The 26,056-nt window shown below is 61.2% G+C and carries 27 protein-coding genes; 20 read left to right on the forward strand and 7 right to left on the reverse strand.

What is annotated here, in order from left to right:
- Nucleotides 1-2 precede the first annotated feature (2 nt).
- The 12 genes from nuoE to GIV26_RS03015 all read left to right on the forward strand — a co-directional run bounded on the left by nuoE (nucleotide 3) and on the right by GIV26_RS03015 (nucleotide 12,896).
- The gene (nuoE, locus tag GIV26_RS02960) at nucleotides 3-500 is read left to right on the forward strand and encodes an NADH-quinone oxidoreductase subunit NuoE (RefSeq protein ID WP_003174721.1); all 498 of its coding nucleotides are present in this window, start codon (nucleotides 3-5) and stop codon (nucleotides 498-500) included.
- A complete protein-coding gene (nuoF, locus tag GIV26_RS02965; RefSeq protein ID WP_057974910.1) occupies nucleotides 497-1,855 on the forward strand; it encodes an NADH-quinone oxidoreductase subunit NuoF in 1,359 nt (452 codons plus the stop codon). Before nuoE ends, nuoF begins: the two co-directional genes overlap by 4 nt.
- 137 nt (nucleotides 1,856-1,992) lie before the next feature.
- Nucleotides 1,993-4,707 carry an NADH-quinone oxidoreductase subunit NuoG gene (nuoG, locus tag GIV26_RS02970; protein ID WP_034127886.1) on the forward strand — a complete coding sequence of 905 codons (2,715 nt, stop codon included), beginning with the start codon at nucleotides 1,993-1,995 and terminating at the stop codon, nucleotides 4,705-4,707.
- Nucleotides 4,704-5,711, forward strand: a complete 1,008-nt coding sequence (nuoH, locus tag GIV26_RS02975) for an NADH-quinone oxidoreductase subunit NuoH (protein WP_003174724.1) — start codon at nucleotides 4,704-4,706, stop codon at nucleotides 5,709-5,711. The genes nuoG and nuoH overlap by 4 nt, the downstream gene beginning before the upstream one ends.
- 11 nt (nucleotides 5,712-5,722) lie before the next feature.
- Nucleotides 5,723-6,271, forward strand: coding sequence for an NADH-quinone oxidoreductase subunit NuoI (nuoI, locus tag GIV26_RS02980; protein WP_003174725.1), 549 nt, complete (start codon nucleotides 5,723-5,725; stop codon nucleotides 6,269-6,271).
- 9 nt (nucleotides 6,272-6,280) lie between these two features.
- Nucleotides 6,281-6,784, forward strand: a complete 504-nt coding sequence (nuoJ, locus tag GIV26_RS02985; protein WP_003174726.1) for an NADH-quinone oxidoreductase subunit J — start codon at nucleotides 6,281-6,283, stop codon at nucleotides 6,782-6,784.
- Between the two features lie 2 nt (nucleotides 6,785-6,786).
- The gene (gene nuoK, locus GIV26_RS02990; protein ID WP_003174727.1) at nucleotides 6,787-7,095 is read left to right on the forward strand and encodes an NADH-quinone oxidoreductase subunit NuoK; all 309 of its coding nucleotides are present in this window, start codon (nucleotides 6,787-6,789) and stop codon (nucleotides 7,093-7,095) included.
- On the forward strand, nucleotides 7,092-8,945 hold the full coding sequence (gene nuoL / locus GIV26_RS02995) for an NADH-quinone oxidoreductase subunit L (protein WP_014718912.1): 1,854 nt from the start codon (nucleotides 7,092-7,094) through the stop codon (nucleotides 8,943-8,945). Before nuoK ends, nuoL begins: the two co-directional genes overlap by 4 nt.
- Before the next feature lie 55 nt (nucleotides 8,946-9,000).
- Nucleotides 9,001-10,533: an NADH-quinone oxidoreductase subunit M gene (gene nuoM, locus GIV26_RS03000; RefSeq protein WP_014718913.1), complete on the forward strand. Its 1,533-nt coding sequence runs from the start codon at nucleotides 9,001-9,003 to the stop codon at nucleotides 10,531-10,533.
- A gap of 7 nt (nucleotides 10,534-10,540) precedes the next feature.
- Nucleotides 10,541-12,004: an NADH-quinone oxidoreductase subunit NuoN gene (gene nuoN, locus GIV26_RS03005; protein WP_003174731.1), complete on the forward strand. Its 1,464-nt coding sequence runs from the start codon at nucleotides 10,541-10,543 to the stop codon at nucleotides 12,002-12,004.
- Nucleotides 12,005-12,241: 237 nt separating this feature from the next.
- The gene (locus tag GIV26_RS03010; RefSeq protein ID WP_072433924.1) at nucleotides 12,242-12,592 is read left to right on the forward strand and encodes a toxin; all 351 of its coding nucleotides are present in this window, start codon (nucleotides 12,242-12,244) and stop codon (nucleotides 12,590-12,592) included.
- Nucleotides 12,582-12,896 carry a helix-turn-helix domain-containing protein gene (locus GIV26_RS03015; RefSeq protein WP_014718915.1) on the forward strand — a complete coding sequence of 105 codons (315 nt, stop codon included), beginning with the start codon at nucleotides 12,582-12,584 and terminating at the stop codon, nucleotides 12,894-12,896. Before GIV26_RS03010 ends, GIV26_RS03015 begins: the two co-directional genes overlap by 11 nt.
- Before the next feature lie 58 nt (nucleotides 12,897-12,954).
- Here the strand turns inward: GIV26_RS03015 and GIV26_RS03020 are convergent, their stop codons facing one another.
- Nucleotides 12,955-13,707 carry an outer membrane beta-barrel protein gene (locus tag GIV26_RS03020; protein ID WP_236279473.1) on the reverse strand — a complete coding sequence of 251 codons (753 nt, stop codon included), beginning with the start codon at nucleotides 13,705-13,707 and terminating at the stop codon, nucleotides 12,955-12,957.
- 125 nt (nucleotides 13,708-13,832) lie between these two features.
- On the reverse strand, nucleotides 13,833-14,666 hold the full coding sequence (locus GIV26_RS03025) for an arylamine N-acetyltransferase family protein (RefSeq protein ID WP_072446046.1): 834 nt from the start codon (nucleotides 14,664-14,666) through the stop codon (nucleotides 13,833-13,835).
- Between the two features lie 120 nt (nucleotides 14,667-14,786).
- On the opposite strand from GIV26_RS03025, the gene GIV26_RS03030 reads away from it, so the two are divergent.
- Nucleotides 14,787-15,023: a DUF6555 family protein gene (locus tag GIV26_RS03030; RefSeq protein ID WP_003192128.1), complete on the forward strand. Its 237-nt coding sequence runs from the start codon at nucleotides 14,787-14,789 to the stop codon at nucleotides 15,021-15,023.
- Between the two features lie 30 nt (nucleotides 15,024-15,053).
- Here GIV26_RS03030 and GIV26_RS03035 read toward each other — a convergent pair whose 3' ends face one another.
- Together GIV26_RS03035 and GIV26_RS03040 are read right to left on the reverse strand one after the other, a co-directional pair.
- Nucleotides 15,054-15,254, reverse strand: a complete 201-nt coding sequence (locus tag GIV26_RS03035; RefSeq protein ID WP_032902837.1) for a DUF6021 family protein — start codon at nucleotides 15,252-15,254, stop codon at nucleotides 15,054-15,056.
- A 12-nt stretch (nucleotides 15,255-15,266) separates the two neighbouring features.
- Entirely contained in the window at nucleotides 15,267-15,446 is a 180-nt protein-coding gene (locus GIV26_RS03040; RefSeq protein ID WP_096143821.1) for a hypothetical protein, read from the reverse strand.
- A gap of 113 nt (nucleotides 15,447-15,559) precedes the next feature.
- On the opposite strand from GIV26_RS03040, the gene GIV26_RS03045 reads away from it, so the two are divergent.
- The gene (locus tag GIV26_RS03045; RefSeq protein ID WP_236279474.1) at nucleotides 15,560-16,081 is read left to right on the forward strand and encodes a DUF3087 family protein; all 522 of its coding nucleotides are present in this window, start codon (nucleotides 15,560-15,562) and stop codon (nucleotides 16,079-16,081) included.
- A gap of 20 nt (nucleotides 16,082-16,101) precedes the next feature.
- Here GIV26_RS03045 and GIV26_RS03050 read toward each other — a convergent pair whose 3' ends face one another.
- Complete coding sequence (locus GIV26_RS03050; protein ID WP_236279475.1) at nucleotides 16,102-16,962, reverse strand: Dyp-type peroxidase; 861 nt, start codon at nucleotides 16,960-16,962, stop codon at nucleotides 16,102-16,104.
- Between the two features lie 137 nt (nucleotides 16,963-17,099).
- On the opposite strand from GIV26_RS03050, the gene GIV26_RS03055 reads away from it, so the two are divergent.
- The gene (locus GIV26_RS03055; RefSeq protein ID WP_089042242.1) at nucleotides 17,100-18,716 is read left to right on the forward strand and encodes an NADP-dependent glyceraldehyde-3-phosphate dehydrogenase; all 1,617 of its coding nucleotides are present in this window, start codon (nucleotides 17,100-17,102) and stop codon (nucleotides 18,714-18,716) included.
- Nucleotides 18,717-18,879: 163 nt separating this feature from the next.
- On the forward strand, nucleotides 18,880-19,941 hold the full coding sequence (locus GIV26_RS03060; RefSeq protein WP_034127894.1) for an FUSC family protein: 1,062 nt from the start codon (nucleotides 18,880-18,882) through the stop codon (nucleotides 19,939-19,941).
- A gap of 121 nt (nucleotides 19,942-20,062) precedes the next feature.
- Here GIV26_RS03060 and GIV26_RS03065 read toward each other — a convergent pair whose 3' ends face one another.
- Together GIV26_RS03065 and GIV26_RS03070 are read right to left on the reverse strand one after the other, a co-directional pair.
- Nucleotides 20,063-20,215 carry a hypothetical protein gene (locus tag GIV26_RS03065; RefSeq protein ID WP_236279507.1) on the reverse strand — a complete coding sequence of 51 codons (153 nt, stop codon included), beginning with the start codon at nucleotides 20,213-20,215 and terminating at the stop codon, nucleotides 20,063-20,065.
- An 8-nt stretch (nucleotides 20,216-20,223) separates the two neighbouring features.
- Nucleotides 20,224-20,955: a TetR/AcrR family transcriptional regulator gene (locus GIV26_RS03070; RefSeq protein WP_034127895.1), complete on the reverse strand. Its 732-nt coding sequence runs from the start codon at nucleotides 20,953-20,955 to the stop codon at nucleotides 20,224-20,226.
- 355 nt (nucleotides 20,956-21,310) lie between these two features.
- On the opposite strand from GIV26_RS03070, the gene GIV26_RS03075 reads away from it, so the two are divergent.
- From GIV26_RS03075 to GIV26_RS03090, 4 genes are read left to right on the forward strand one after another with little or no spacing between them, the layout of a single operon-like run.
- Nucleotides 21,311-22,018 carry an ABC transporter ATP-binding protein gene (locus tag GIV26_RS03075; protein WP_236279476.1) on the forward strand — a complete coding sequence of 236 codons (708 nt, stop codon included), beginning with the start codon at nucleotides 21,311-21,313 and terminating at the stop codon, nucleotides 22,016-22,018.
- Complete coding sequence (locus GIV26_RS03080) at nucleotides 22,015-23,214, forward strand: ABC transporter permease (protein ID WP_236279477.1); 1,200 nt, start codon at nucleotides 22,015-22,017, stop codon at nucleotides 23,212-23,214. The genes GIV26_RS03075 and GIV26_RS03080 overlap by 4 nt, the downstream gene beginning before the upstream one ends.
- Nucleotides 23,207-24,685, forward strand: coding sequence for a TolC family protein (locus GIV26_RS03085; protein ID WP_236279478.1), 1,479 nt, complete (start codon nucleotides 23,207-23,209; stop codon nucleotides 24,683-24,685). The genes GIV26_RS03080 and GIV26_RS03085 overlap by 8 nt, the downstream gene beginning before the upstream one ends.
- Nucleotides 24,675-25,937, forward strand: coding sequence for an efflux RND transporter periplasmic adaptor subunit (locus GIV26_RS03090; RefSeq protein ID WP_236279479.1), 1,263 nt, complete (start codon nucleotides 24,675-24,677; stop codon nucleotides 25,935-25,937). Before GIV26_RS03085 ends, GIV26_RS03090 begins: the two co-directional genes overlap by 11 nt.
- Nucleotides 25,938-26,056: the final 119 nt, after the last annotated feature.

A 26,056-nucleotide genomic window follows, 5' to 3' on the forward strand; every position in this document is an offset into this window, starting at 1 on the left:
GCATGAACAGCACGCTTATCCAGACAGACCGTTTCACCTTGAGTGAAACCGAGCGCTCGGCCATCGAGCACGAGCTGCATCACTACGAAGACCCGCGCGCGGCGTCGATCGAAGCCCTGAAGATCGTCCAGAAGGAACGTGGCTGGGTGCCAGACGGCGCCCTCTACGCCATCGGCGAGATCCTCGGCATCCCCGCCAGTGACGTTGAAGGCGTGGCGACGTTCTACAGCCAGATCTTCCGCCAGCCGGTTGGCCGCCACATCATTCGCGTGTGCGACAGCATGGTCTGCTACATCGGCGGCCACGAATCGGTGGTCAGCGAGATCCAGAACAAGCTGGGCATCGGCCTCGGCCAGACCACCCCGGACGGCCGCTTCACGCTGCTGCCGGTGTGCTGCCTGGGCAACTGCGACAAGGCGCCGGCGTTGATGATCGACGACGACACATTCGGTGACGTGCAGCCTGCTGGCGTGACCCAATTGCTCGAGGGCTACCCATGACCCTGACTTCCTTCGGCCCGGCCAACCTGATCAAGCGTTCGGCCGAGACTCACCCGCTGACTTGGCGCCTGCGTGACGACGGCGAGCCGGTATGGCTTGACGAATACCAGGCCAAGAACGGTTACGCCGCAGCGCGCAAAGCCTTCGCCGACATGGCCCAGGACGATATCGTCCAGACCGTGAAGGACGCCGGCCTCAAAGGTCGCGGCGGTGCGGGTTTCCCCACCGGCGTGAAATGGGGCCTGATGCCCAAAGACGAATCCATCAACATCCGCTACCTGCTGTGCAACGCGGATGAGATGGAGCCCAACACCTGGAAAGACCGCATGTTGATGGAGCAACTGCCCCATCTGCTGATCGAAGGCATGTTGATCAGCGCCCGTGCGCTCAAGACCTACCGTGGCTATATCTTCCTGCGTGGCGAGTACACCACCGCCGCCAAGCACCTCAACCGTGCCGTGGAAGAAGCCAAGGCAGCCGGCCTGCTGGGCAAGAACATCCTCGGCTCCGGTTTCGACTTCGAACTGTTCGTGCACACCGGCGCCGGGCGTTATATCTGCGGTGAAGAAACCGCACTGATCAACTCCCTCGAAGGCCGCCGCGCCAACCCGCGTTCCAAGCCGCCCTTCCCTGCCGCCGTGGGCGTGTGGGGCAAGCCGACTTGCGTGAACAACGTCGAGACCCTGTGCAACGTGCCGGCGATCATCGCCGACGGCGTGGACTGGTACAAATCCCTGGCCCGCGAGGGCAGCGAAGACATGGGCACCAAGCTCATGGGTTTCTCCGGCAAGGTCAAGAACCCTGGCCTGTGGGAGCTGCCCTTCGGCGTGACTGCACGGGAGCTGTTCGAGGACTACGCCGGCGGTATGCGCGACGGTTACACCTTGAAAGCCTGGCAGCCAGGCGGCGCCGGCACCGGTTTCCTGCTGCCCGAGCACCTCGACGCACAGATGTATGCCGGCGGCATCGGCAAGGTGGGCACCCGGATGGGTACTGGCCTGGCGATGGCGGTGGACAATACGGTGAACATGGTCTCGTTGCTGCGCAACATGGAGCAGTTCTTTGCCCGCGAGTCCTGCGGTTTCTGCACCCCATGCCGCGACGGTTTGCCGTGGAGCGTCAAGCTGCTGATGGCCCTGGAAAATGGCGAAGGCCGCGAGGGTGACATCGAAACCCTGCTCGGCCTGGTCGGTTTCCTCGGCCCAGGCAAGACTTTCTGTGCTCACGCACCGGGCGCCGTGGAGCCATTGGGCAGCGCAATCAAATACTTCCGCCCTGAATTCGAAGCCGGCATCGCGCCAACACGCGCGGGCGAACTCACTCAGGTGGTATCACCGACCATGGTCGGTGCGTAGAGCTTTAAAGAAGCGAAGGGTCCGTGCCCTTCGCTTTTCTCATGTGCTGACGCCGCAAAGGCTGTGTAGATGCACATGAATAACAAGATTCCATTAGCCACGCCCGCTGACAACGGGCCAACGAAGAACTTTGAACCATGGCCACTATCCACGTAGACGGCAAAGCGCTCGAAGTCGATGGGGCGGACAACCTGTTACAGGCATGTCTGTCACTCGGCCTCGACATCCCGTATTTCTGCTGGCACCCCGCTCTCGGTAGCGTCGGTGCCTGTCGCCAGTGTGCGGTAAAGCAATACACCGACGAAAACGACACCCGTGGTCGTATCGTCATGTCCTGCATGACCCCAGCCACCGACAACACCTGGATCTCCATCGACGATGAAGAGTCCAAGGCGTTCCGCGCCAGCGTTGTCGAATGGCTGATGACTAACCACCCCCACGACTGCCCGGTCTGTGAGGAAGGCGGTCACTGCCACCTGCAAGACATGACGGTGATGACCGGCCACAACGAGCGCCGCTATCGCTTCACCAAGCGTACCCACCAGAACCAGGACCTCGGCCCGTTCATTTCCCACGAAATGAACCGCTGCATCGCCTGCTACCGCTGCGTGCGCTTCTACAAGGACTACGCCGGCGGCACCGACCTCGGCGTATTCGGCGCCCACGACAACGTGTACTTCGGTCGCGTTGAAGACGGCGTGCTCGAAAGCGAATTCTCCGGCAACCTCACCGAGGTCTGCCCCACCGGTGTGTTCACCGACAAGACCCACTCCGAGCGCTACAACCGCAAGTGGGACATGCAGTTCGCACCTAGCATCTGCCATGGCTGCTCCAGCGGTTGCAACATCTCGCCGGGCGAGCGCTACGGTGAATTGCGCCGTATCGAAAACCGCTTCAACGGTTCGGTCAACCAGTACTTCCTGTGCGACCGTGGCCGCTTCGGCTATGGCTACGTAAACCGCGAAGACCGTCCGCGCCAGCCGCTGCTGGCCGATGGCGCCAAGCTGAGCCTGGACGCCGCGCTGGATAAAGCCGCCGACCTGTTGCGCGGGCGCACTATCGTCGGTATCGGTTCGCCACGCGCCAGCCTCGAAAGCAACTTCGCCTTGCGTGAACTGGTGGGTGCAGAGCATTTCTACAGCGGCATCGAAGCCGGTGAACTGGAGCGCATCCGCCTGGTCCTGCAAGTGCTGAACGACAGCCCGCTGCCAGTGCCGAACATGCGCGACATCGAAGACCACGATGCGATCTTCGTACTTGGTGAAGACCTGACCCAGACCGCTGCACGCATCGCGCTGTCGCTGCGTCAGTCGGTCAAAGGCAAGGCCGAAGAAATGGCCGACGCCATGCGCGTACAGCCTTGGCTTGACGCCGCCGTGAAGAACATCGGCCAGCACGCGCTGAACCCTCTGTTTATCGCTTCCCTGGCTGAAACCAAGCTCGACGACATCGCTGAAGAATGCGTACACGCCGCGCCGGACGACCTGGCGCGCCTCGGTTTCGCCGTGGCCCACGCCCTCGACGCCAGCGCACCCGCCGTTGAAGGCCTGGACGCTGAAGCTGTCGAGTTGGCTCAGCGCATTGCCGACGCCCTGCTGGCGGCCAAGCGCCCGCTGATCATTGCCGGTACCTCGTTGGGTTCCAAGGCGCTGATCGAAGCCGCCGCCAACATCGCCAAGGCCCTTAAGCTGCGCGACAAAAATGGCTCCATCAGCCTGGTGGTGCCGGAAGCCAACAGCCTGGGCTTGGCAATGCTCGGTGGCGAGTCCGTGGACGCGGCGCTGCAAGCGGTGATCGACGGCAACGCCGACGCCATCGTGGTGCTGGAAAACGACCTGTACACCCGCACCGCTGCCGCCAAGGTTGACGCTGCACTGGATGCTGCCAAGGTGCTGATCGTCGCCGACCACCAGAAGACCGCCACCAGCGACCGCGCCGACCTGGTACTGCCAGCCGCCACCTTCGCCGAAGGCGACGGCACCCTGGTCAGCCAGGAAGGCCGCGCCCAGCGCTTCTTCCAGGTGTTCGATCCGAAGTACATGGACGCCAGCATCCTGGTGCACGAAGGCTGGCGCTGGCTGCATGCCCTGCGCGCCACCCTGCTGAACCAGCCGATCGACTGGACCCAACTCGACCACGTGACCGCTGCCACCGCCGCCAGCGCGCCGCAGCTTGCTCGTATCGTCGATGCCGCGCCGTCTGCCGCGTTCCGCATCAAGGGCCTGAAACTGGCACGTGAGCCGCTGCGTTACTCCGGTCGTACCGCCATGCGTGCTGACATCAGCGTGCACGAGCCACGTACCCCGCAAGACAACGACACCGCGTTTGCCTTCTCCATGGAAGGTTATTCGGGTTCGGCCGAACCCCGTCAGCAGGTGCCGTTTGCCTGGTCGCCGGGCTGGAACTCGCCGCAAGCCTGGAACAAGTTCCAGGACGAAGTCGGTGGTCACATCCGCGCTGGCGACCCGGGCACTCGCCTGATCGAAACCAGCGGTGACTCGCTGAACTGGTTCGCTGCGGTACCGCGTCCGTTCAACCCGGCGCCGGGCACCTGGCAAGTCGTGCCGTTCTTCCACCTGTTCGGCAGCGAAGAAACTTCTTCCAAGGCCGCGCCGGTTCAAGAGCGCATTCCCGCCGCCTATGTGTCCGTGGCCAAGTCCGAAGCCGACCGCCTGGGCGTCAACGACGGTGCCTTGCTCAGCCTCAACGTGGCCGGCCAGACCTTGCGTCTGCCGCTGCGTATCAACGATGAGTTGGGTGCCGGCCTGGTTGCACTGCCTAAAGGCATCGCCGGTATTCCGCCAGCCATTTTCGGCAAAACCGTTGACGGTCTGCAGGAGGCAGCGCAATGACTTGGTTCACGCCGGAAGTAATTGACGTGATCATCTCGGTGGTCAAGGCCATCGTGATCCTGTTGGCCGTGGTCGTCGCGGGCGCCCTGCTCAGCTTCGTCGAACGTCGCCTGCTGGGCTGGTGGCAGGACCGTTACGGTCCGAACCGCGTTGGCCCGTTCGGCATGTTCCAGATCGCTGCCGACATGCTGAAAATGTTCTTCAAGGAAGACTGGACCCCGCCGTTTGCCGACAAGGTGATCTTCACCCTGGCACCGGTGGTAGCCATGAGCGCCTTGCTGATTGCGTTTGCGATCATCCCGATCACCCCGACCTGGGGCGTGGCGGACCTGAACATCGGTTTGCTGTTCTTCTTCGCCATGGCCGGTTTGTCGGTATACGCGGTGCTGTTCGCCGGTTGGTCGAGCAACAACAAGTTCGCCCTGCTGGGCAGCTTGCGTGCCTCGGCCCAAACCGTATCCTATGAAGTGTTCATGGGGTTGGCACTGATGGGCATCGTGGTGCAGGTTGGCTCGTTCAACATGCGCGACATCGTCGAGTACCAGGCGCAGAACCTGTGGTTCATCATTCCGCAGTTCTTCGGCTTCTGCACCTTCTTCATCGCTGGCGTGGCCGTGACTCACCGTCACCCCTTCGACCAGCCGGAAGCGGAACAGGAACTGGCCGACGGTTACCACATTGAATATGCCGGCATGAAGTGGGGCATGTTCTTCGTCGGTGAGTACATCGGCATCATCTTGATCTCGGCCCTGCTGGTCACGCTGTTCTTCGGCGGCTGGCACGGTCCGTTCGGCATCCTGCCGCAGTTGGCCTTCTTCTGGTTCTTCCTGAAGACCGCGTTCTTCATCATGCTGTTCATCCTGCTGCGCGCCTCGATTCCGCGCCCGCGCTATGACCAGGTGATGGATTTCAGCTGGAGATTCTGCCTGCCGCTGACCCTGATCAATTTGCTGGTGACGGCTGCCGTCGTGTTGTTGAACACGCCCGCTGCCGCGGTTCAGTGAGGATTTGACCCATGTTCAAATATATTGGCGACATCGTTAAGGGTACCGGTACCCAGTTGCGAAGCCTGGTGATGGTGTTCGGTCACGGCTTTCGCAAACGCGACACCCTGCAATACCCCGAAGAAGCGGTGTACCTGCCGCCGCGCTATCGCGGCCGCATCGTACTGACCCGCGACCCCGACGGCGAAGAGCGTTGCGTAGCCTGCAACCTGTGCGCCGTGGCGTGCCCGGTGGGTTGCATTTCCCTGCAGAAAGCTGAAACCGAAGATGGTCGCTGGTACCCGGACTTCTTCCGCATCAACTTCTCGCGCTGCATTTTCTGCGGCCTCTGCGAGGAAGCTTGCCCGACCACCGCGATCCAGCTGACGCCGGATTTCGAGATGGCCGAGTTCAAACGTCAGGACCTGGTGTACGAGAAAGAAGATCTTTTGATCTCTGGTCCCGGTAAAAACCCTGATTACAACTTCTATCGTGTTGCAGGTATGGCCGTTGCCGGTAAGCCAAAAGGCGCCGCACAAAACGAAGCCGAGCCGATCAACGTGAAGAGCTTGCTGCCTTAAGGAAGAAAGATGGAATTCGCTTTCTATTTCGCATCGGGTATTGCAGTGGTGTCCACGCTTCGCGTGATCACCAACACTAACCCCGTGCACGCCCTGCTCTACCTGATCATTTCGCTGATCGCCGTGGCCATGACCTTTTTCAGCCTCGGCGCACCGTTCGCCGGTGTGCTGGAAGTGATCGCCTACGCCGGCGCCATCATGGTGCTGTTCGTGTTTGTGGTGATGATGCTCAACCTGGGGCCGGCTTCGGTCGCCCAGGAGCGCGTCTGGCTCAAGCCCGGCATCTGGCTCGGCCCGGTTGTCCTCGCAGCCCTGCTGCTGGGTGAACTGCTGTATGTGCTGTTCGCTCACCAGAGCGGCCAGGCCATCGGCCACACCACCGTAGACGCGAAAGCCGTGGGCATCAGCCTGTTCGGCCCGTACCTGCTGGTGGTCGAACTGGCTTCGATGCTGCTGCTCGCCGCAGCCATCACTGCCTTCCACTTGGGCCGCAACGAAGCCAAGGAGCAATGACGATGCCTGCTATCCCTTTGGAGCATGGTCTGGCGGTCGCCGGCATCCTGTTCTGCCTTGGCCTGGTCGGCCTGATGGTTCGCCGTAACATTCTGTTCGTGTTGATGAGCCTGGAAATCATGATGAACGCTGCGGCACTGGCGTTCATCGTGGCAGGCGCACGTTGGGGCCAGCCGGATGGGCAAGTGATGTTCATCCTGGTGATCAGCCTGGCAGCCGCCGAAGCCAGTATTGGCCTGGCGATCCTGCTGCAGCTGTATCGTCGCTTCCACACGCTTGATATCGACGCTGCCAGTGAGATGCGCGGATGAACATGATCTTTCTGACTTTCGTATTCCCCCTGATCGGTTTCCTGCTGCTGTCGTTCTCTCGCGGGCGCTGGTCGGAGAACCTCTCGGCCCTGATCGGCGTGGGCTCCATCGGCCTGTCGGCCATCGTGGCCGCCTACGTCATCTGGCAATTCAACGTGGCGCCGCCCGAAGGTGGTCACTACACCCTGGTGCTGTGGCAGTGGATGGCGGTCGAGGGCTTCAAGCCCAACTTCGCCCTCTACATCGACGGCCTGTCGATCACCATGCTCGGCGTGGTGGTGGGTGTGGGCTTCCTGATCCACCTGTTCGCGTCCTGGTACATGCGCGGTGAAGCGGGCTACTCGCGCTTCTTCTCGTACACCAACCTGTTTATCGCCAGCATGCTGTTCCTGGTGCTGGGCGATAACCTGTTGTTCCTGTACTTCGGCTGGGAAGGCGTGGGCCTGTGCTCGTACCTGTTGATCGGTTTCTACTACAGCAATCGCAACAACGGTAACGCAGCACTCAAGGCGTTTATCGTCACCCGCATCGGCGACGTGTTCATGGCCATCGGCCTGTTCATCCTGTTCCAACAGGTGGGCACGCTGAACATCCAGGAACTGCTGGTGCTGGCACCGCAGAAATTCCAGGTCGGCGACTTCTGGATCACCCTGGCTACCCTGATGCTGCTGGGTGGCGCCGTGGGTAAATCTGCGCAACTGCCGCTGCAAACCTGGCTGGCGGATGCAATGGCCGGTCCTACCCCGGTATCGGCACTGATCCACGCCGCCACCATGGTAACCGCCGGTGTCTACCTGATCGCCCGTACCCACGGCCTGTTCACCCTGGCGCCGGACATCCTGCACCTGGTGGGTATCGTCGGCGGCGTGACCCTGGTACTGGCCGGCTTCGCCGCGCTGGTGCAGACCGACATCAAGCGTATCCTCGCCTACTCGACCATGAGCCAGATCGGCTACATGTTCCTGGCCCTGGGCGTCGGCGCCTGGGACGCGGCGATCTTCCACCTGATGACCCACGCGTTCTTCAAGGCCCTGCTGTTCCTCGCCTCCGGCGCCGTGATCGTGGCCTGCCACCACGAGCAGAACATCTTCAAGATGGGCGGCCTGTGGAAGAAATTGCCACTGGCGTACGCCAGCTTCATCGTCGGTGGTGCCGCCCTGGCGGCCCTGCCGCTGGTAACCGCAGGCTTCTACTCCAAGGACGAAATCCTCTGGGAAGCTTTCGCCAGCGGTAACCAGAACCTGCTGTACGCAGGCCTGGTAGGTGCGTTCATGACCTCGCTGTACACCTTCCGCCTGATCTTCATCACCTTCCACGGTGAAGCCAAGACCGAAGCGCACGCAGGCCACGGCATCTCCCATTGGTTGCCACTGTCGGTGCTGATCATCCTGTCGACCTTCGTCGGTGCGATGATCACCCCGCCACTGCACGGTGTATTGCCACAAAGCGTCGGCCATGCCGGCGGCGAAGCCCAGCACAGCCTGGAAATCGCCTCGGGCGCCATCGCCATCGCCGGTATCCTGCTGGCGGCTCTGCTGTTCCTCGGCAAGCGTCGCTTCGTGACTGCCGTGGCCAACAGTGGCATTGGTCGCTTCCTGTCGGCCTGGTGGTTCGCTGCCTGGGGCTTCGATTGGATCTACGACAAACTGTTCGTCAAACCTTACCTTGCGATCAGCCACGTGCTGCGCAAAGACCCGCTCGACCAGACCATCGGTTTGATCCCGCGTGCCGCCAAGGCCGGTCACACCGCCCTGAGCCGCAGCGAGACCGGCCAATTGCGTTGGTATGCAGCGTCCATGGCGGCGGGTGCCGTTCTGGTGATCGGCGCCATCGTCGTGGTAGCGGTCTGACTATGTTTAAGTGCACTGCGTACTTTGCGAACTTGCGAAAGGAAACGAGCCCGTCATGATTCTGCCCTGGCTAATCCTGATCCCCTTTATCGGCGGCCTGCTCTGCTGGATGGGTGAACGCTTCGGCGCCACCCTCCCCCGCTGGATTGCGTTGCTGACCATGTCCCTGGAACTCGCGCTCGGCCTCTGGCTGTGGGCCCATGGTGACTATTCATTCGCTCCGGCACCGGGCGTCGATCCCACCTTCGCGCTTGAATTCAAGCACGTGTGGATCCAGCGCTTCGGCATCAACGTGCACCTGGCCCTCGACGGCCTGTCGCTGTTGATGATCCTGCTGACCGGCCTGCTGGGTATCCTCTCGGTACTCTGCTCCTGGAAAGAGATCCAGCGTCACGTGGGCTTCTTCCACCTGAACCTGATGTGGATCCTGGGCGGCGTTGTCGGCGTGTTCCTGGCGCTGGACCTGTTCATGTTCTTCTTCTTCTGGGAAATGATGCTGGTGCCGATGTACTTCCTCATCGCGCTCTGGGGTCACAGTTCTTCGGACGGCAAGAAAACCCGGATCTACGCGGCGACCAAGTTCTTCATCTTCACTCAGGCTTCCGGCCTGATCATGTTGGTGGCGATCCTGGGCTTGGTACTGGTGAACTTCAACAACACCGGCGTGATTACCTTCAACTACGCCGATCTGTTGAAGACCAAGATGTCGTTGACCACCGAGTACGTGCTGATGCTGGGCTTCTTCATCGCCTTCGCGGTGAAGCTGCCGGTGGTGCCGTTCCACTCCTGGTTGCCTGACGCTCACGCCCAGGCGCCGACTGCCGGTTCCGTGGACCTGGCCGGTATCCTGTTGAAGACCGCTGCCTACGGCCTGCTGCGTTTCGCCCTGCCGCTGTTCCCGAATGCTTCGGCCGAATTCGCGCCGATTGCCATGACCCTGGGTCTGATCGGGATTTTCTACGGTGCGTTCCTGGCCTTCGCCCAAACCGACATCAAGCGCCTGATTGCCTTCTCGTCCGTTTCCCACATGGGTTTCGTACTGATCGGCATCTACTCCGGCAGCCAGCTGGCGTTGCAAGGCGCAGTGATCCAGATGTTGGCCCACGGTGTTTCTGCCGCTGCGCTGTTTATCCTGAGTGGCCAGCTGTACGAGCGCCTGCACACCCGTGACATGCGTGAAATGGGTGGCGTGTGGTCGCGCATCGCTTACCTGCCGGCGATCAGCCTGTTCTTTGCCGCCGCCTCGCTGGGCTTGCCGGGTACCGGTAACTTCATCGGCGAGTTCCTGATCCTGATGGGTGCCTTTGTGCAGACGCCGTGGATCAGCGCCATCGCCACCTCCGGCCTGGTGTTCGGTTCGGTCTACTCGCTGATCATGATCCACCGCGCCTATTTCGGCCCGGCCAAGTCCGACACCGTCCTGCAAGGGATGGATGCGCGCGAACTGATCATGGTGCTCGGCCTTGCGGTGTTGCTGATCTTCATCGGCGTGTACCCGCAACCGTTCCTGGACACTTCTGCCGCAACGATGCATGGCGTGCAGCAGTGGTTCGGCACCGCCTTCTCTCAACTCGCTTCGGCCCGGTAAGAGCGCTATGGAATTCACGATCCAACACTTTATCGCGCTTGCGCCGCTGCTGATTACCAGCCTCACCATCGTAGTGGTGATGCTGGCAATCGCCTGGCGCCGCAATCACTCGCAAACGTTCCTGCTGTCCTGCGCCGGGTTGAACCTGGCCCTGCTGTCGATCATCCCGGCCCTCAAGGTCGCGCCACTGGCAGTCACGCCATTGATGATGGTCGATGACTTCGCGCTGCTGTACATCGCTCTGATCCTGGTGGCGACCCTGGCCTGCGTCACCCTCGCCCACGCCTACCTCGGCGAAGGCGGCACCGGCTACCCGGGCAACCGCGAAGAGCTGTACCTGCTGATCCTGCTGGCTGCGGCCGGCGGTATCGTGCTGGTCAGCGCGCAGCACCTGGCGGGCCTGTTCATCGGCCTGGAACTGCTGTCGATCCCGACCTACGGCCTGGTGGCCTACGCCTTCTTCAACAAGCGCTCCCTGGAAGCCGGCATCAAGTACATGGTGCTGTCGGCCGCCGGTTCCGCGTTCCTGTTGTTCGGTATGGCCCTGCTCTACGCCGAAGCCGGCAGCCTGAGCTTCACCGGTATCGGCCACGCGCTGGCCGCCACCAACAGCCCGGCGCCGATTGCCCAACTGGGCCTGGCGATGATGCTGATCGGCCTGGCGTTCAAGCTGTCGCTGGTGCCGTTCCACCTGTGGACCCCGGACGTGTACGAAGGCGCCCCGGCGCCGGTGGCCGCGTTCCTGGCGACTGCGTCGAAAGTGGCCGTGTTTGCAGTGATGGTGCGTCTGTTCCAGATCTCCCCTGCCGCCAACACCGGCGTGCTGAGCAACGTGCTGACGGTGATCGCCATTGCGTCGATCCTGTTCGGTAACCTGCTGGCCCTGACCCAGAACAACCTCAAGCGCCTGCTGGGTTATTCGTCCATCGCCCACTTCGGCTACCTGCTGATCGCCCTGGTGGCGAGCAAAGGCCTGGCTGTAGAAGCCATCGGCGTGTACTTGGTCACCTACGTGATCACCAGCCTGGGTGCGTTCGGCGTCATCACCTTGATGTCGTCGCCGTACAAAGGCCGTGACGCCGACGCCCTGTACGAATACCGCGGCCTGTTCTGGCGCCGTCCGTACCTGACCGCCGTGCTCACCGTGATGATGCTGTCGTTGGCCGGTATTCCGCTGACAGCGGGCTTTATCGGCAAGTTCTACATCGTCGCGACCGGTGTCGAAGCCCACGAATGGTGGCTGGTTGCCTCGCTGGTACTGGGCAGCGCCATCGGCGTGTTCTACTACCTGCGCGTGATGGTCACCCTGTACCTGATCGAGCCAAACCTGCGCCGTGTGGATGCCGAGCTGCATTGGGAACAGAAGGCAGGCGGCGTCATGCTGCTGGCTATCGCCCTGCTCGCGTTCTTCCTGGGCGTGTACCCACAACCGTTGCTCACCCTGGTGCAGCACGCGGTGCTGGGCGTTTGATCGTTTAGGTTGATGCAGTAAACAGAACGGCGCCTTTGGGCGCCGTTTTGCATTTCCCAGAAACTTGCTTTTCCCTCCTCGACTCGCTGAATTTTCCTCCTCGATCTACCTCTTCATCTGGCATCTACCCGCTGAAGCCGGCCGTATGGTGTCTGCGTTTTAAGAAAGTTCCCACAGCAAGGTCACTTGACCCAACGCGGGTGGGCCACCAAACTCTACGCAGGCAACGTACAGAACATGGATGCTCTATTTATCGAACTGCCGGCATTCGAGCGGTATCGCAAAGACTATCTGAGTGACGAGCTTTTCCAGGGTTTTCAACAGGAGTTAATGAAAAACCCCGAAGCAGGAGACGTGATCGAAGGGACGGGCGGGTTGAGGAAGGTTCGCTTCATCGATGAACGACGAAACAAAGGCAAGCGCGGTGGCCTGCGGGTCATTTATTACTGGTGGTCAGGCGGTACGCAATTCTGGTTATTCACCTTGTACGGCAAACACGAACAAAACGACCTGGCACCGCAACACAAGAAAGCCCTTAAACACATGCTGGACAGGGAAATCAAAGCGAGAATGCACGATGAAACGTGACATCTTTTCCGAACTGGTCGAAGGCTTCGACGCCTTGGCCGATGAACGCCAGGGTAAAATCACCCTGCGCAACCACAAAGTGCACCTCAACAAGCTGGCGCCGCTTACCGCAGACGAGGTGATCGCTGTGCGCCAGCAACTCAACCTCTCCCGGTCGGTATTCGCCATGTATCTGCGTACCAACACCCGCACCCTGGAGAACTGGGAACAAGGCCGGGCCAAACCCAACGCCCAGGCCGTCACCCTGATCCGCCTGGTGGCGCGCTTTCCGGAAACCGTGGCGCAACTGGCCGCACTGGGCTGACCTGCAAACCGAAAAAAAACGCCCCGGCAGTTCGGGGCGTTTTTTCAGTGCAACAGCGTCAGAACGCGATACCCACCTTGAAACCATACTCATCACGCTTGAGCTTGGTGTTATCGGCCACATAGGAGTCGTCGTCGAGCTTGTACTCGGTACGCGTGTAGTACAAGCCCGCCATCACTGGCAGGTCGCCCTTCTGGTTCATCAGCAGGCTGACTTCGGCGTAAGGGTTGGTGCGGTCCTTGAGGTCCACGCTGTCGCTGCCAACACCGTCAACCTTGAGTTTGGCGCGGCCGTCGATGGTGTGACGGGCGCCGGCTTCAACGCGCAGGGTCATGTCATCGAACTGGTGGTTGTAGCCCAGGGCTGCCTTGGCAAACGGCGACTTGTTGGTGAGCTTCATGTCGTAGCCATTGGTGTCCGGCTCGTAGCGGGTCCAGGTGTAGCCACCGCCCACGATCACATCGACGAAGTTGCGCGCATCCAGCGCGGCACGCCAGCCGAGGTCGAGGTCGGCCTGGCCTTCCTTGAGCTTGTTATCGCTCTTCTCGCCGTACTTGGCTTCGATACCGGCCTGGTAAATGAAGCCGGATTCGGCGGTGAGCTTGTTGCCGAAGTTATAGAACAGGCCGGCTTCGGGCATGTGGTCCTTGTCGCTTTCACTACCGCCTTCAAGTTTGAAGTCGTTGTAGCTGCCCATGATCCCGAACGTGGAAATCGGGTCGGTGGAAGGTGCTGCGAACACCACGCCAGGCGCGGCCACCAGGGCCAGCAACGAGGTGTTCTTGAGGAATTTTCCGAATAGTTTGGACATCGTTTTACATCTCCATTTTAAGGTGGGCAAAGTATTCAGGAATCGGTTCGAACCTTGGCGTTTGCAAAAAGTTCGAACTGATTTGCACCAAAATGGAGAAAAAACGGTTCAGCGAAGGCTCTATCTCAATACTCTTCGAGATCGGCCCTGATTAGGTGCTCAACCGCTTCGCGAAGTTGCGGCTGAGCCGGCAAACAAATGCCGAAGGTGTCGCGCAATAACGTCAGCAACTCATCAGCACTCTCCAGCTTGCGCTTCTCGCTGGGCCGGTCCAGGTAATGAACCGCATAGCGGGCGTTGGCCAACGTATGGCGCCTGCCAGGCGCAAGCAACGCGGCTTTCAACTGCCCTACAAACGGGGAGCCTGGGTGCGTGGAGACGTACCAGTTGCCGATTTCATAGTCGATGTCGGCCTGGGTTTGCAGATCGAACACGTACAGGCCACGCCACTCCTCGCCCACCTGCGCCCACAGCGTGTAGCTGCCGTGTTTGAGCGTCAGGCGATAAGGCTCATGAGCGGTGGCCTGGGGTGCGTCGTTGTCCAGTTGCAACGGGCTGCTGGGCACCATGCCGCCAAAACCGACATCGGTGATATAGCGCACGCCGTCGAGGGTCACCAGGCTCAAGCGATGGGTTCGCCCAGTGTGGGCGTCTGGTGGGCCGCCGATCACCACACGCCCGGTGATGCCACGGGCCTCGAAGCCCAGTTCCTGCAAGAGTGCCAGGAACAGCTGGTTCAACTCGTAGCAATAGCCGCCGCGCCCCTCGTGCAGCACCTTGCGCTCAACGCTGGGCAGGTCGATGGGTACCGGTGCATGCATCAAGGTCGACAGGCTTTCAAAGGCAAAGCTGCACACATGGCGCAGTTGCAAGTCTCGCAGGGTTTGCAGGGTGGGCGGCGGTGGCGATGCATAGCCCAGGCGTTGCAGGTACAGGCGGCTATCGGTGAGTGTGTGCATGGCGCGATCCTTGGGCGCAGGGCAAGAGCGTCACTATGCCGCGCCTCTGCCTGCGTTGTCATTTTGAATGAACCTTTTGGAGCGCCGGCCTATCCATCTATAACAAGATTGGGAGGCAGCATGAGTACCGCAAAAATCTACACCGTCCACTATCAGCTACACGGTAAACCCAAGTCTTTCGTGGTGCGCGCCGAAGTGATGAACAACGCCGAGGCCTGGCATTGGGCGGCCGTCGATGCCGACATTGCCCATGTCAGCCGCATCGGCCGCGTAGGTCACGAACAGGTGAAAAAGACCACCCGGCCCTGGGCGGAAAAATACGGTATCAGCGACGTCAGCTGGTCGCCGCCCAGGTAAACAAAGCCCCGCACAACGGCGGGGCTCGGTTCATTGCTTCAAGTCGCCCAACGGATCGTAGGGCGGCTTTTTTTTCGCTGTCTCGTCGTCCTTTTTGTCCAACGGCGCAATAGCCGGGCCGATGGGATCGACCTGTGGGTCGGCTACATCCGGCGAGTCCGGGTCGAAGCCCAGTTCATCCTTGCCACTGGCGTGTTCGTTGGAAGAGGGACCATCGGTAGGTTTGTTCATCATATTCTCCTGCTAAAGCGGGCGGGCTCTGTCGTGGAGGTTTTCCAGGTCTTCTTCGACGCGCTCGACATCGTTGTCCGGACCACGCTCTTTGGGATCGTTGGGGCGCAACGCATCGTTATCACGCTCCTCCTCACCCGGCGTACGGTTCGGATCCGATGTACCTGGGGGTGGCTGCTTGTGTTCAGACATGATGACTGACCTCATGAGGGGTTCACCATTTTAGAGAAACCGCCCCGCGCCATCGTTCAACTTCATTACGCCAGGCGTGAGAAGATGACCGCCCTTTTTGGAGACCTGCCCGGATGTTCGAACTCAAACCCTGCGACCCCACTGCCTATCGCCAACAGACCCGCCGTAGCACGTTGATCGTAGCGGCGCTGTTCCTGGCCTTGGCCATGCTGCTGTCGAGCCTGGCGGTGATGCTGTTCGGTGAGCCTGGCGGTGACAATTTTCGCTTCAACGTCGGCGGCGTCTTCGCCGGCGTGTTGATCACGGTCGCGCTGGTGCGTGGCCCGTTCTGGAGCCAGGCCTGGTTGGCGCCAGCGGTGTATGGCTGGCAACTCAAGCGCAGCCTGATGAGCGTGACCAATGTCATGCACAAGGTCACCGAGCGGGTGCAGGCCAACGACCCGGCAGCCATCAAGCTGTTGCGCTTCTATCACTTGGGGCTGACGCAGATGCACGAGCTGGACGCCAACTCCAGCGCCCAGGCGCAACTGGTCGGCGAAATCGAAGCACACGAGGCGAAGATGCACGCACTGGGGATCGACACCGAACAAACCCGGCTCGATCCCGCGTGGCTGGAAGCGCTCAAAAGCGCTTGAGGGAGCAGGCAAAAAGGCGGTTAAAAAACCAGACTCAGGTCCAGGCGCCCTTCCCTGACAGGCGGACACCAGTAATAGCCACCGGTCAACGGCTTACTGATGCGATACAGGCCATCGACGATCCCATCCTCCAACCCGCTCATACGCCGAAGCTGGGCCTCAAACGCCTCGAAGGAATGCCCGAAGGCGAGAAACATCAACCCAGCCTGGCCATTCTCGGCCCAGGGCATCGAGCGGCGCACCACGAAGGCTTCCGGGGTAAAGCTTTCCTGGGCGGTGCGCTTGGTGTGAGCTGACTCGGGGGCATCGTCGAGCTCTTCATTATCGCTATGGCGGCGGCCAATGATGTGGTCACGCTCCTGGGCAGGCAGCGCGGCGAAACCGTCAAGGTCGTGCTGCCATTGCTGGATCGCGGCGAAGCTGGCGCCGGTGTCGGTCAGCGCGGCTTGCACGGCGGCATCGTCGTGGGGGTTTTCGGTGCCGTCTTCGTAGTCGGTCAGGTCAAAGCCGGTCTTGTAGCGGAAACCTTCAGTCGATTGCACCGGGCGAAACGCCGGAGCCAGCGCTTTTTCCACGGCACGGCTGCGCAGCAACAACTCACCGCGATCCACCCCATGCAACCACACCCACAGCGCCTGCTGAGTCGACGGGTTGTGCGCGCCAGGGCCGCTAACGGCCGGGAATGAGCGCAGCCCTGGGATCTGGGCGCCCAGCGCTTTCACCAGCGGCTCACCGAACCCCACCACGGCCGCCGCATCCGTCAACTGCACCAGCGCGTCCAGCGCAGCGGGCACGGCTTGCAACGAATCCAGGGCAAAAAACAGATGGCGGGCCTGCAAAGGCACCGGTGCGGCAAGAATGCCCGGCTGGTACTGACTCATGTGAACTCCTTCTGAAAAGCCGCGCAGTTTACCCGGCGTACACGACCCTGCGAACAAGAATGCGCGCAAGCCTTGCGTTAGAGCCGCTTGTTGGGTGACTCTCTAGTCATGTTTTGCAACTATTCCAGGGTAGCGACATGACCACCAGCAACCTGCTCGCCCAGCTGTTTCCCACCTCCACCGCGCAGATTCCCGAGCAATTTCGCCTGGCGGCGCCCATTGAACAACGTGAATACCTGGTCGATGGCCAGTTGCAGGTGTGGAACGGCCCGCTCGCCCGCGTGCAAAGCCCCGTGCAACTGAGTGATGAGCGTGTACACATCGGCAGCACGCCGTTGCTGGATGCCGACACCGCCCTCACCGCCCTGGATGCTGCCGTGCGCGCCTACGACCGTGGCCAGGGTGCATGGCCGACGATGCGCGTGGTCGAGCGTATCCAGCACGTCGAAGCGTTTTTGCGGCGCATGCGCGAACAGCGCGATGCGGTAGTCAAGCTGCTGATGTGGGAGATCGGCAAGAACCTCAAGGACTCGCAGAAAGAATTCGACCGTACCTGCGACTACATCACCGACACCATCAATGCCCTCAAGGAACTCGACCGCCGTAGCAGTCGTTTTGAACTGGAGCAGGACACCCTCGGCCAGATCCGCCGCGTCCCCCTAGGCGTGGCGTTGTGCATGGGGCCTTACAACTACCCGTTGAACGAGACCTTCACCACGCTGATCCCGGCCTTGATCATGGGCAATACCGTGGTGTTCAAGCCGGCCAAGCTGGGTGTGCTGTTGATCCGCCCTTTGCTGGAAGCCTTCCGCGACAGCTTCCCGGCCGGGGTGATCAACGTGATCTACGGCAGCGGCCGCGAGACCGTGAGCGCGCTGATGGCCAGCGGCAAGATCGATATCTTTGCATTTATCGGCACCAACAAGGCCGCCAGTGATTTGAAAAAACTGCACCCCAAGCCACACCGTTTGCGTGCTGCGCTGGGCCTGGACGCCAAAAACCCGGGGATCGTGCTGCCCGAAGTGGACCTGGACAATGCGGTGAACGAAGCGGTCACCGGCTCGCTGTCGTTCAACGGCCAGCGTTGCACCGCGTTGAAGATCCTGTTCGTGCATGAAGACGTGGTCGAGCGCTTTATAGAGAAATTCAACGCCAAGCTGGCGACGCTCAAGCCCGGCATGCCGTGGGAGGATGGCGTGGCGCTGACGCCACTGCCGGAAGTGGGCAAGGTCGATTACCTCAGCGAACTGGTGGCCGATGCGGCGCGCCATGGCGCCAAGGTCATGAACCCCGAGGGCGGCAGCAGCCGTGGTTCGTTCTTCTACCCGGCAGTGCTGTACCCGGTGAACCCGCAGATGCGCGTCTACCACGAAGAGCAATTCGGCCCCGTGGTGCCGATCGTGCCCTATCGCGACCTGGAGACCGTGATCGACTACGTGCTGGACTCGGACTTCGGCCAGCAGTTGAGCCTCTTCGGCACCGACCCCGTGGCAGTGGGACGCCTGGTGGACACCTTCGCCAACCAGGTGGGCCGTATCAATATCAACGCCCAATGCCAGCGCGGGCCGGACACCTTCCCCTTCAACGGGCGCAAGAACTCGGCCGAGGGCACGTTGTCGGTGCATGACGCCTTGCGCGTGTTCTCGATCCGCACCTTGGTGGCGACCAAGTTCCAGGAGAGTAACAAGGCGTTGGTCAGCGATATTTTGCGCAACCGCGATTCGAGCTTCCTGACCACCGACTACATCTTCTGAAGCCAACCCCGTTCCAATGTGCAGACAGGTCAGTGTGGGAGCTGGCTTGCCTGCGATGCCAGCACCTCGGTCTTTCAGTCAGGTCGCGGTGATGCTATCGCAGGCAAGCCAGCTCCCACATTTAATCGAGCACATTCATACATTTGAGGCCATTTTAAGACTGATGAACCTGCCCTTCTTTGCCCGGCGCCTGCTGCGCCCCTTGCTCGACCCCTACCGCCGCTTTCGCCATGCCAAGCTGATCCACGCCGCGCGCGTATCGGTGGGTTTGCTGGCAACCATCCTACTGACCACCGGCCTCAACCTGCCCCACGGTGAATGGGCGTCGGTGACCATGCTGATCGTCATCGGCGGGTTGCAGCACCACGGCAATATCGGCAAAAAAGCCGTCGAGCGCGCCTACGGCACCTTGATCGGCGCCAGCGTCGGCTTGCTGCTGGTGGTACAACAGGCTTACTTCGGCCTGCCGTTGCTCACCTATCTGTTGATGTCCGTGGTGTGCGGGTTCTTTTCCTATCACGCCATCGGCAAGGGCGGTTATATCGCGCTGCTGTCGGCGATCACGGTGTTTATCGTCGCCGGCCATGGCGACAACCCGATCTCCGATGGCCTGTGGCGCACCGTCGATATCCTCATCGGCATTGTGCTGGCCCTGGCGTTTTCCTTTGCCTTGCCGTTGTACGCCGTGTATTCGTGGCGCTACAACCTGGCCAGCGCCCTGCGTGACTGCGCGCAGATTTATAGCCGGATCATCAATGGCCAGTCCGTGACTGACGATGAACACCTCAAGCTGCTCAACCGTTTGAATGGGGCGATGGTGCAACTGCGTTCGTTGATGCCGTCGGTGTCCAAGGAAGTGCGGATTTCCATGACTGAACTGGACGCGATCCAGCGGCACCTGCGCCTGTGCATCAGCACCCTGGAGATTCTGGGCAATACCCGGCCGGACCCGCGCGACGAGCAGGCCACGGCGCGGATGCAAGTCATGTTGAAAGCCGAGCATCGGCAAATTCGGGTGCAGTTGGTGGGGATGGCGCGCGCGTTGAAATCGGGGGTGACGGAGCGGTTGGAGCGTACCGGTCACGCCCATGCCAGTGAGCCTGCGCTGGATGCACCGGTGTACAGTGCGCTGGATGGGTATCGCCTGTTGACCCTGCAACTGGCGGCGAACGTCGATCAGATGCGTCAACGGCTTGGCAAAAGTGCCGCACGCTGGAAGATTTAGCGACAGCTGGAGAGCAGCTTTACGTACATCGACACATTCGCACTTTCTCTTACATATTTTTCACGTTTTATTCACAAGCCGAGACGTAGTGTGAAGCCTCATCCGTTACAAACGTTGCATATCAAGCCCGCCGCCCCAGCGGGCTTTTTTTTACCTGTTTTTTGGCTCCGAAAAAAGGGCCAACCTCTGTAGCAGCGAGCTTGCTCGCGAAGAACGCAATGACGCCGCGGTTAGCCAGAATGCTCGCGTTATCGTTGACGTTTTTCGCGAGCAAGCTCGCTCCTACAGGGCGTGGTGTTCGCGTAGGGCGCGCTGGGTTTCCAGCACCTTGGCCAGTGCCGTTTCGGCTTCCTGGCTTTGCTGCGGCACCCGAATCGCCGCCGACACCAGCGTGATCAGCTTGGCCATCACCTCGGCATCCGTGGCCGGGCGGCCCAGGCTCATGGAGTTCATCAGCAGGCGCAGTTCGGTGCCGGCCATGACCCCGGAAATGGCCTTGAGGGCAAATTGCAGGCGCACCCCCAGTTCATTACGTGGCAAATCCGGCAGGGCCAGGGCGAAGGCTTCGAAGAAACGCTGGAACACCGGCTGGTAATGGACCTTGAGGTATTCCTGGATAAACGGCGAGGTGTCGCTGTAGACCCGGCCCAGGAAGCGAATGAACGAACGCCCTTCCCCGCTGGCCGGGTCGCTGCGCTCCAGGCCCATGGCCGGGGCAAACAGCACGCCCAGGAGTGTGTCGCAATCGAGCGGGCCATCGGATTCGGCTTCACAGCGCGCCAGGAGTTCCAGGCGTTGCTCGTTGAGGGGCTCCAGGCGCTGCATCAGCAAGGTTTTCATCAGGGAGTCCTTGTCCCCGAAGTGGTAGTTCACCGCCGCCAGGTTGACCTGGGCACGCTCGGTTATCTGCCGTAGCAACACGGCGTCATAGCCGTACTTGATGAAAAGAGCCTCTGTCGCATCCAGCAGTCGAGTCTTGGTAACGTTTGGAGCGCTGAGTTTCTTCGCGACCATATGGGTTCCACGGCGGAAATATTGTTTTAAAAAATAATTTGATTTTTTATACCGGGGCGGCCCGTCGAAATCAAGTAGTGACACTCCGCCATATCGTGCAAAGCCCTTATATCCGGGCTTTTGAGGCAAATCGTAGAGTTTTTACCCACCTCTTACACCCGCTGAGAAAATCGTTTCAACCGGTAAAACCGCTCTACCTCGACGGCTGGCGAAGCGTCAGGAAGGCAGTTACTATTCAAACAATATTTTAAAAACAAGAAATAAAACCAGTCCGTGACGGCTACAGGCAGCTTCTGAACTTGTTACAAGGAGTTTCGGGGAGCAAGGCGGTACCGTCGAGACTGCAGGCGTAGTCATGATGACACAGACCCCCGCGCAACCCGGCTTGATTTCCCTGCAAGGCATCGGTAAGCGCTATCAGCTCGCCGGGCAAGAATTGAGCATTCTCAATGACGTGTGCCTGTCCATCGCCAGCGGTGACAGCTGCGGCATTCTCGGTGCCTCTGGCTCCGGCAAAAGCACCCTGCTCAATATCCTCGGCCTGCTGGACCTGCCCAACTGCGGCCAGTACCACTTTGCCGGCCACGATATTTTCAACGCCACCCCCGATGAGCTGGCGGCGATCCGCAACCAGCAGATCGGTTTCGTGTTCCAGAGCTTCAACCTGCTGCCACGCCTCAGTGCCCTGGACAACGTCGCGCTGCCCTTGAGTTATCGAGGCGTGTCGCGGCATGAATCGGTGGAACACGCCCAGCGCATGCTCGCACAAGTCGGCCTCGCCGAACGCGCCCAACATCGCCCCGCCGACCTCTCCGGTGGGCAGCGCCAACGTGTGGCCATTGCCCGCGCCTTGGTCGGCAAGCCCTCGGTGATCCTGGCCGACGAACCCACCGGCAACCTCGACAGCACTACCGCCCAAGAGATCATGGACCTGCTGTTGAACCTCAACCGCGAGCAACAGGTGACGCTGATCATCGTCACCCACGACCCCCACATTGCCGAGCGCCTGGAGCGCAAGATCCTGGTGCGCAACGGCGTGGTGCATGAGGCTGGGCGCCCATGAGCCTGCGGGTCGAGCAGAGCCTCAGCCAACTGCTGCATGAAGCCTTTATCAGCCTGCGTACCCTGGGCAAGCGTTCGATCCTGGCGCTCTTGGGGATCGTCATCGGCAGTTCCTCGGTGGTGGCGCTGATCAATATCGGCCACAACGCGGCGGTGGATGCGGCGATGATTTTCAAGGACATGGGTACCGATACCCTCATCGCCCAGTTCCCGCCCAAGGGCAGCAGCAATGTGCCGATGCGCACCCAGCTCGATCTGGATGCGGTACGGCGGGCAGTGCCGGGCATTGCCCATATCGGCGCGCTCAGCCTGTTCAGCGGGCCCATTGTGTTTCATGGGCGGACCGCCAATGCCAACTTTGTCGGCAGTACTGCGGATATCCAGGACGCCATGCGCCTGGCGCTGCGTGAGGGGCGCTTCTTGTCACCCTTCGACGCCAACGAAACCTACGGAGTGATCGGCGACCAACTCGCCCAGGCCCTTGGCGCGCCAGGTGACCCGCTGCAACTGGGCGACCGTGTGCGTATCAACGATTACCTGTTTCTGGTGGTGGGTATCCTGCACAACCAGCCCAGGGCCATGCTGATGCCGGTGCAAGCCAACGAATCGTTGTTTATTCCCGCCGAGGGCATGCGCCGCATCTACGCCAACCCGCAGATCAACAACCTGATCATTCGCGCAGCGCCGGGACAGGACATGGAACGTATCGCCAGGGACGCCGCCACCGCGCTGCAACCCCAGCTCAGCGACCATAGCGTCGACATCACGGTGCCCCAGCAAATGATCGATGGCATGACCCGCCAAAGCCGCACCTTTGCCTATCTACTCCTGGCCCTCGGCGCGATCTCCCTGGTGGGCGGCGGTGTCGGGGTGATGAACGTGATGCTGATGAACGTCTCGGAACGTCGCCGTGAGATCGGCATCCGCATGGCCCTGGGCGCGCGCCAGCGGGATATCCGCAACCTGTTTTTGCTCGAAGCGGTCACTCTCACCGCCGTGGGTGCGCTGTGCGGCGCAGTCCTGGGCATGACCGCTGCCTGGCTGTATGCGTGGCTGTCGGGCTGGGCCTTTGCGTTGGCAGTGGCTGCCCTGCCCCTGGGCGTGGGCAGCACGTTGCTGGTGGGTTTGTTCTTTGGCATTTACCCGGCGGTGTCGGCCTCACGCTTGCAGCCGGTCGAGGCCCTGCGCGATGAATAAGTACATGGCACTGCTCATGCTGACCAGCCTGCCGGGCATGGCCGCCGACGTAGTGATCAACCCTCAGGCACCCAGCACTACCCGCAGCGGCTACGAGCGTAGCGTCTCGCTGAATGCCCAGGCCACCACCATGACCCTGGGGGACGCGGTGTACCTGGGCCTGCGTAATAACCCGGCGATCCGCAGCGCCTACCTGCAACGGGTGGCGCAGAAATTCGACCTGCGCGTGGCCGAAGACGTGTTCAACCCCAAACTCACCCTCAACAGCTATTACCGCAGCACCCGTGGCTCCCAAGACAATGCGCGCAACGCCAACGTCGCGCCCACCAGCAGCCTGCTCGGCGAATACGGCACGCGCTTGAGCATGGCCTGGACCCAGCAGTTGAACAACGCCAACCGCGCCGGCCGCTACCGCAGCGACGGCCTGGACCTTGCGATCATCCAACCGCTGATGCGCGGGGCCGGCTGGGATGCCACCACCGCACCGCTGCGCCTGTCGCGCCTGGCCGAGCAGGCCAACCGCCTGAACCTCAAGGCCACCGTGGCGCAGACCATCAGCCAGATCATCGCCACCTACCGCGAATTGTTGCGCGCCCAGGAACAGTTGGTGATCGTCCAGGAAGCGCTCAAACGCTCCAATACTTTACTGGAGGTGAACAAAGCGCTGATCAGCGCCGGGCGCATGGCCGAATTCGAGATCGTGCAGACCGAAGCCGATATCGCCACCCAGCAATTAGGCGTGGAAGAAGCGCGCAACCAACTCGACACCAGCCGCCTGGCGTTGCTGCGCCTGCTGGCCCTGGACTTGTCGACACCGGTGCGCGCCACCGAGGCACTGGAAGCCACCCCCATGGAGATCGATAAGCGGCAGGCCTTCAACCTCGCGCAAAACCAGCAACCGGAATACCTCGCTGCCCTGCTCGGTAGCCAACAGGCCGACCTCGACCTGGTGATCGCCAAGGATTCCGGGCGCTGGCAGGTGGACCTGGTCGCCGGCGCCAACCAGATACGCGCCGCCACCGATAACGACAACGGCCATAACAATAACCGCACCTGGGACAGTTACGCCGGGGTGCAAGTGCAAATCCCTATTGGCGATATCAGCACGCGCCAGGCCGAAGTGCGTGCACGGGTAAATGTAGAAGACCAGGAAATCCGCATTACCGACGCCCGCCAGGAGCTGGAGCGCAACGTCAACAATGTGGTGCGCGACCTTGGCACCCGCTGGCGCCAATATGAAATATCCAAGCGCGCCGTGGAGTTGTCGCGGCGCAAGATCGAGATCGAGCGGGAAAAGCTCAGCGCCGGGCGCTCCACCAACTTTCAGGTGCTGAGCTTCGAGACCGACCTGCGCAACACCGAAAACGCCCAGCTCAATGCGCTGATCGCTTATTTGAACGCCCAGACTCAGCTTGACCTGACCCTGGGCATGACGCTGGAAAGTTGGGAAATTGCCCTTAATGACTACTAATAAAAAATCCCTGCTGGCCGTTGCCTTGTTCCTGCTGTTGGCCGGCGCGGCCGGCGCCCTGCTCAGTCAACGCAGCGGGGCTGAGCAGGCGGGTACAGGCGAACAGTGGCTGGCCGTAAAGCCCGACCCGTTGGTGCACCAGATCGGGCTGGTGGGCAAGATCGAGCCTGACACCACCGTCGTCCTGACGGCGCCATTCGACGGCAATGTGCTGGCCAACCTGGTCGAACAAGGCCAGCGCGTTGAGGCCGGCCAAGTCCTGTTGCGCATGGACCCGGCGACGCTTGAAGTACAGCTGCGCGACGCCCTCTCCGCGCAACTCAAGGCCCGACGCACCGTGCAGGAAATGCAGGACTGGGGCAGCAGCCCCACCGTCAGCCGCGCCCGTCGCAGTTTACGCACCGCTGAAATGACCGCGGGCAACACCCAACGCAAACTTACCGAGAGCGAAAACCTGTTCAAACGCGGCATCATCCCTCGTAACGAACTTGACGACCTCAAGCAGCAAACCCAGCAACAGCAATTGGACTTGGCGGCGGCGCGCAGTGAGCTGCAACAAGCCCTGGACCAAGGCCAGGGCGAATATCGGCAGATCGCCGAAATGGAGCTGACCAATGCCACGGTGAAGTACGAAGCCTTGCAAACACTGCTCGAAGGCAAGGAGGTCAAGGCGCCCTTCTCCGGCATTGTGGTACCGGCGCCCGGTGGCACCAGTACCGCTCAAGGTGGCGGCAATAACAACGCGCCGGTGCAGGCCGGCAGCAAGGTCAGCCAGGGCCAGGTGCTGTTCGGGCTGGCCAATATCGAACGCTTGAAAATCGTGGCCAAGGTCTCAGAGCTGGATATCAACCAGCTGCGTCAGGGCCAGACCGTTGAAGTCATGGGCGATGGCTTTGATGGCGAGCGGCTGACAGGTTCAGTCAGCGTGGTCAGCGGCCTGGCCATCGCCAGCGACAGCCAGGGCAGTGCGCAGTTTCCGGTGACCTTGTCGATCCCCACCCTGACGCCCCAGCAGTTACAACGGGTGCGCCTGGGCATGAGTGCGAGGTTGACGATTGTCACTTATAACAATGACCAGGCGATCGTGATTCCCAGCCAGGCGATCCACGCGGACATGACGGTGGAGTATCGGGCGGCGATGGATAAACCGGTAGAGCGAGTGAAGGTCACCACCGGGCAATCGACGCCGCAGGGGGTTGAGGTGTTTGGGCTTGAAGCGGGGTTGGTGAGGATCGGGGGAATCAATCACTGACCCTCGATCCAGATGTGGGAGCGCTACACTGTGGCGAGGGAGCTTGCTCCCGCTGGGCTGCGCAGTGGCCCCAAGATCCTGGGAGCGCTTCGCACTCCAGCGGGAGCAAGCTCCCTCGC

The organism is Pseudomonas sp. PA-1-3F, from assembly GCF_021609665.1.
GTDB classification, from domain to species: domain Bacteria; phylum Pseudomonadota; class Gammaproteobacteria; order Pseudomonadales; family Pseudomonadaceae; genus Aquipseudomonas; species Aquipseudomonas paracarnis.

Bases quoted from the DNA above. Each gene is read 5' to 3' on its own strand.
- nuoE (WP_003174721.1), top strand. From the start codon at position 3: ATGAACAGCACGCTTATCCAGACAGACCGTTTCACCTTGAGTGAAACC.
- nuoF (WP_057974910.1), top strand. From the start codon at position 497: ATGACCCTGACTTCCTTCGGCCCGGCCAACCTGATCAAGCGTTCGGCC.
- nuoG (WP_034127886.1), top strand. From the start codon at position 1,993: ATGGCCACTATCCACGTAGACGGCAAAGCGCTCGAAGTCGATGGGGCG.
- nuoH (WP_003174724.1), top strand. From the start codon at position 4,704: ATGACTTGGTTCACGCCGGAAGTAATTGACGTGATCATCTCGGTGGTC.
- nuoI (WP_003174725.1), top strand. From the start codon at position 5,723: ATGTTCAAATATATTGGCGACATCGTTAAGGGTACCGGTACCCAGTTG.
- nuoJ (WP_003174726.1), top strand. From the start codon at position 6,281: ATGGAATTCGCTTTCTATTTCGCATCGGGTATTGCAGTGGTGTCCACG.
- nuoK (WP_003174727.1), top strand. From the start codon at position 6,787: ATGCCTGCTATCCCTTTGGAGCATGGTCTGGCGGTCGCCGGCATCCTG.
- nuoL (WP_014718912.1), top strand. From the start codon at position 7,092: ATGAACATGATCTTTCTGACTTTCGTATTCCCCCTGATCGGTTTCCTG.
- nuoM (WP_014718913.1), top strand. From the start codon at position 9,001: ATGATTCTGCCCTGGCTAATCCTGATCCCCTTTATCGGCGGCCTGCTC.
- nuoN (WP_003174731.1), top strand. From the start codon at position 10,541: ATGGAATTCACGATCCAACACTTTATCGCGCTTGCGCCGCTGCTGATT.
- GIV26_RS03010 (WP_072433924.1), top strand. From the start codon at position 12,242: ATGGATGCTCTATTTATCGAACTGCCGGCATTCGAGCGGTATCGCAAA.
- GIV26_RS03015 (WP_014718915.1), top strand. From the start codon at position 12,582: ATGAAACGTGACATCTTTTCCGAACTGGTCGAAGGCTTCGACGCCTTG.
- GIV26_RS03020 (WP_236279473.1), bottom strand. From the start codon at position 13,707: ATGTCCAAACTATTCGGAAAATTCCTCAAGAACACCTCGTTGCTGGCC.
- GIV26_RS03025 (WP_072446046.1), bottom strand. From the start codon at position 14,666: ATGCACACACTCACCGATAGCCGCCTGTACCTGCAACGCCTGGGCTAT.
- GIV26_RS03030 (WP_003192128.1), top strand. From the start codon at position 14,787: ATGAGTACCGCAAAAATCTACACCGTCCACTATCAGCTACACGGTAAA.
- GIV26_RS03035 (WP_032902837.1), bottom strand. From the start codon at position 15,254: ATGAACAAACCTACCGATGGTCCCTCTTCCAACGAACACGCCAGTGGC.
- GIV26_RS03040 (WP_096143821.1), bottom strand. From the start codon at position 15,446: ATGTCTGAACACAAGCAGCCACCCCCAGGTACATCGGATCCGAACCGT.
- GIV26_RS03045 (WP_236279474.1), top strand. From the start codon at position 15,560: ATGTTCGAACTCAAACCCTGCGACCCCACTGCCTATCGCCAACAGACC.
- GIV26_RS03050 (WP_236279475.1), bottom strand. From the start codon at position 16,962: ATGAGTCAGTACCAGCCGGGCATTCTTGCCGCACCGGTGCCTTTGCAG.
- GIV26_RS03055 (WP_089042242.1), top strand. From the start codon at position 17,100: ATGACCACCAGCAACCTGCTCGCCCAGCTGTTTCCCACCTCCACCGCG.
- GIV26_RS03060 (WP_034127894.1), top strand. From the start codon at position 18,880: ATGAACCTGCCCTTCTTTGCCCGGCGCCTGCTGCGCCCCTTGCTCGAC.
- GIV26_RS03070 (WP_034127895.1), bottom strand. From the start codon at position 20,955: ATGGTCGCGAAGAAACTCAGCGCTCCAAACGTTACCAAGACTCGACTG.
- GIV26_RS03075 (WP_236279476.1), top strand. From the start codon at position 21,311: ATGATGACACAGACCCCCGCGCAACCCGGCTTGATTTCCCTGCAAGGC.
- GIV26_RS03080 (WP_236279477.1), top strand. From the start codon at position 22,015: ATGAGCCTGCGGGTCGAGCAGAGCCTCAGCCAACTGCTGCATGAAGCC.
- GIV26_RS03085 (WP_236279478.1), top strand. From the start codon at position 23,207: ATGAATAAGTACATGGCACTGCTCATGCTGACCAGCCTGCCGGGCATG.
- GIV26_RS03090 (WP_236279479.1), top strand. From the start codon at position 24,675: ATGACTACTAATAAAAAATCCCTGCTGGCCGTTGCCTTGTTCCTGCTG.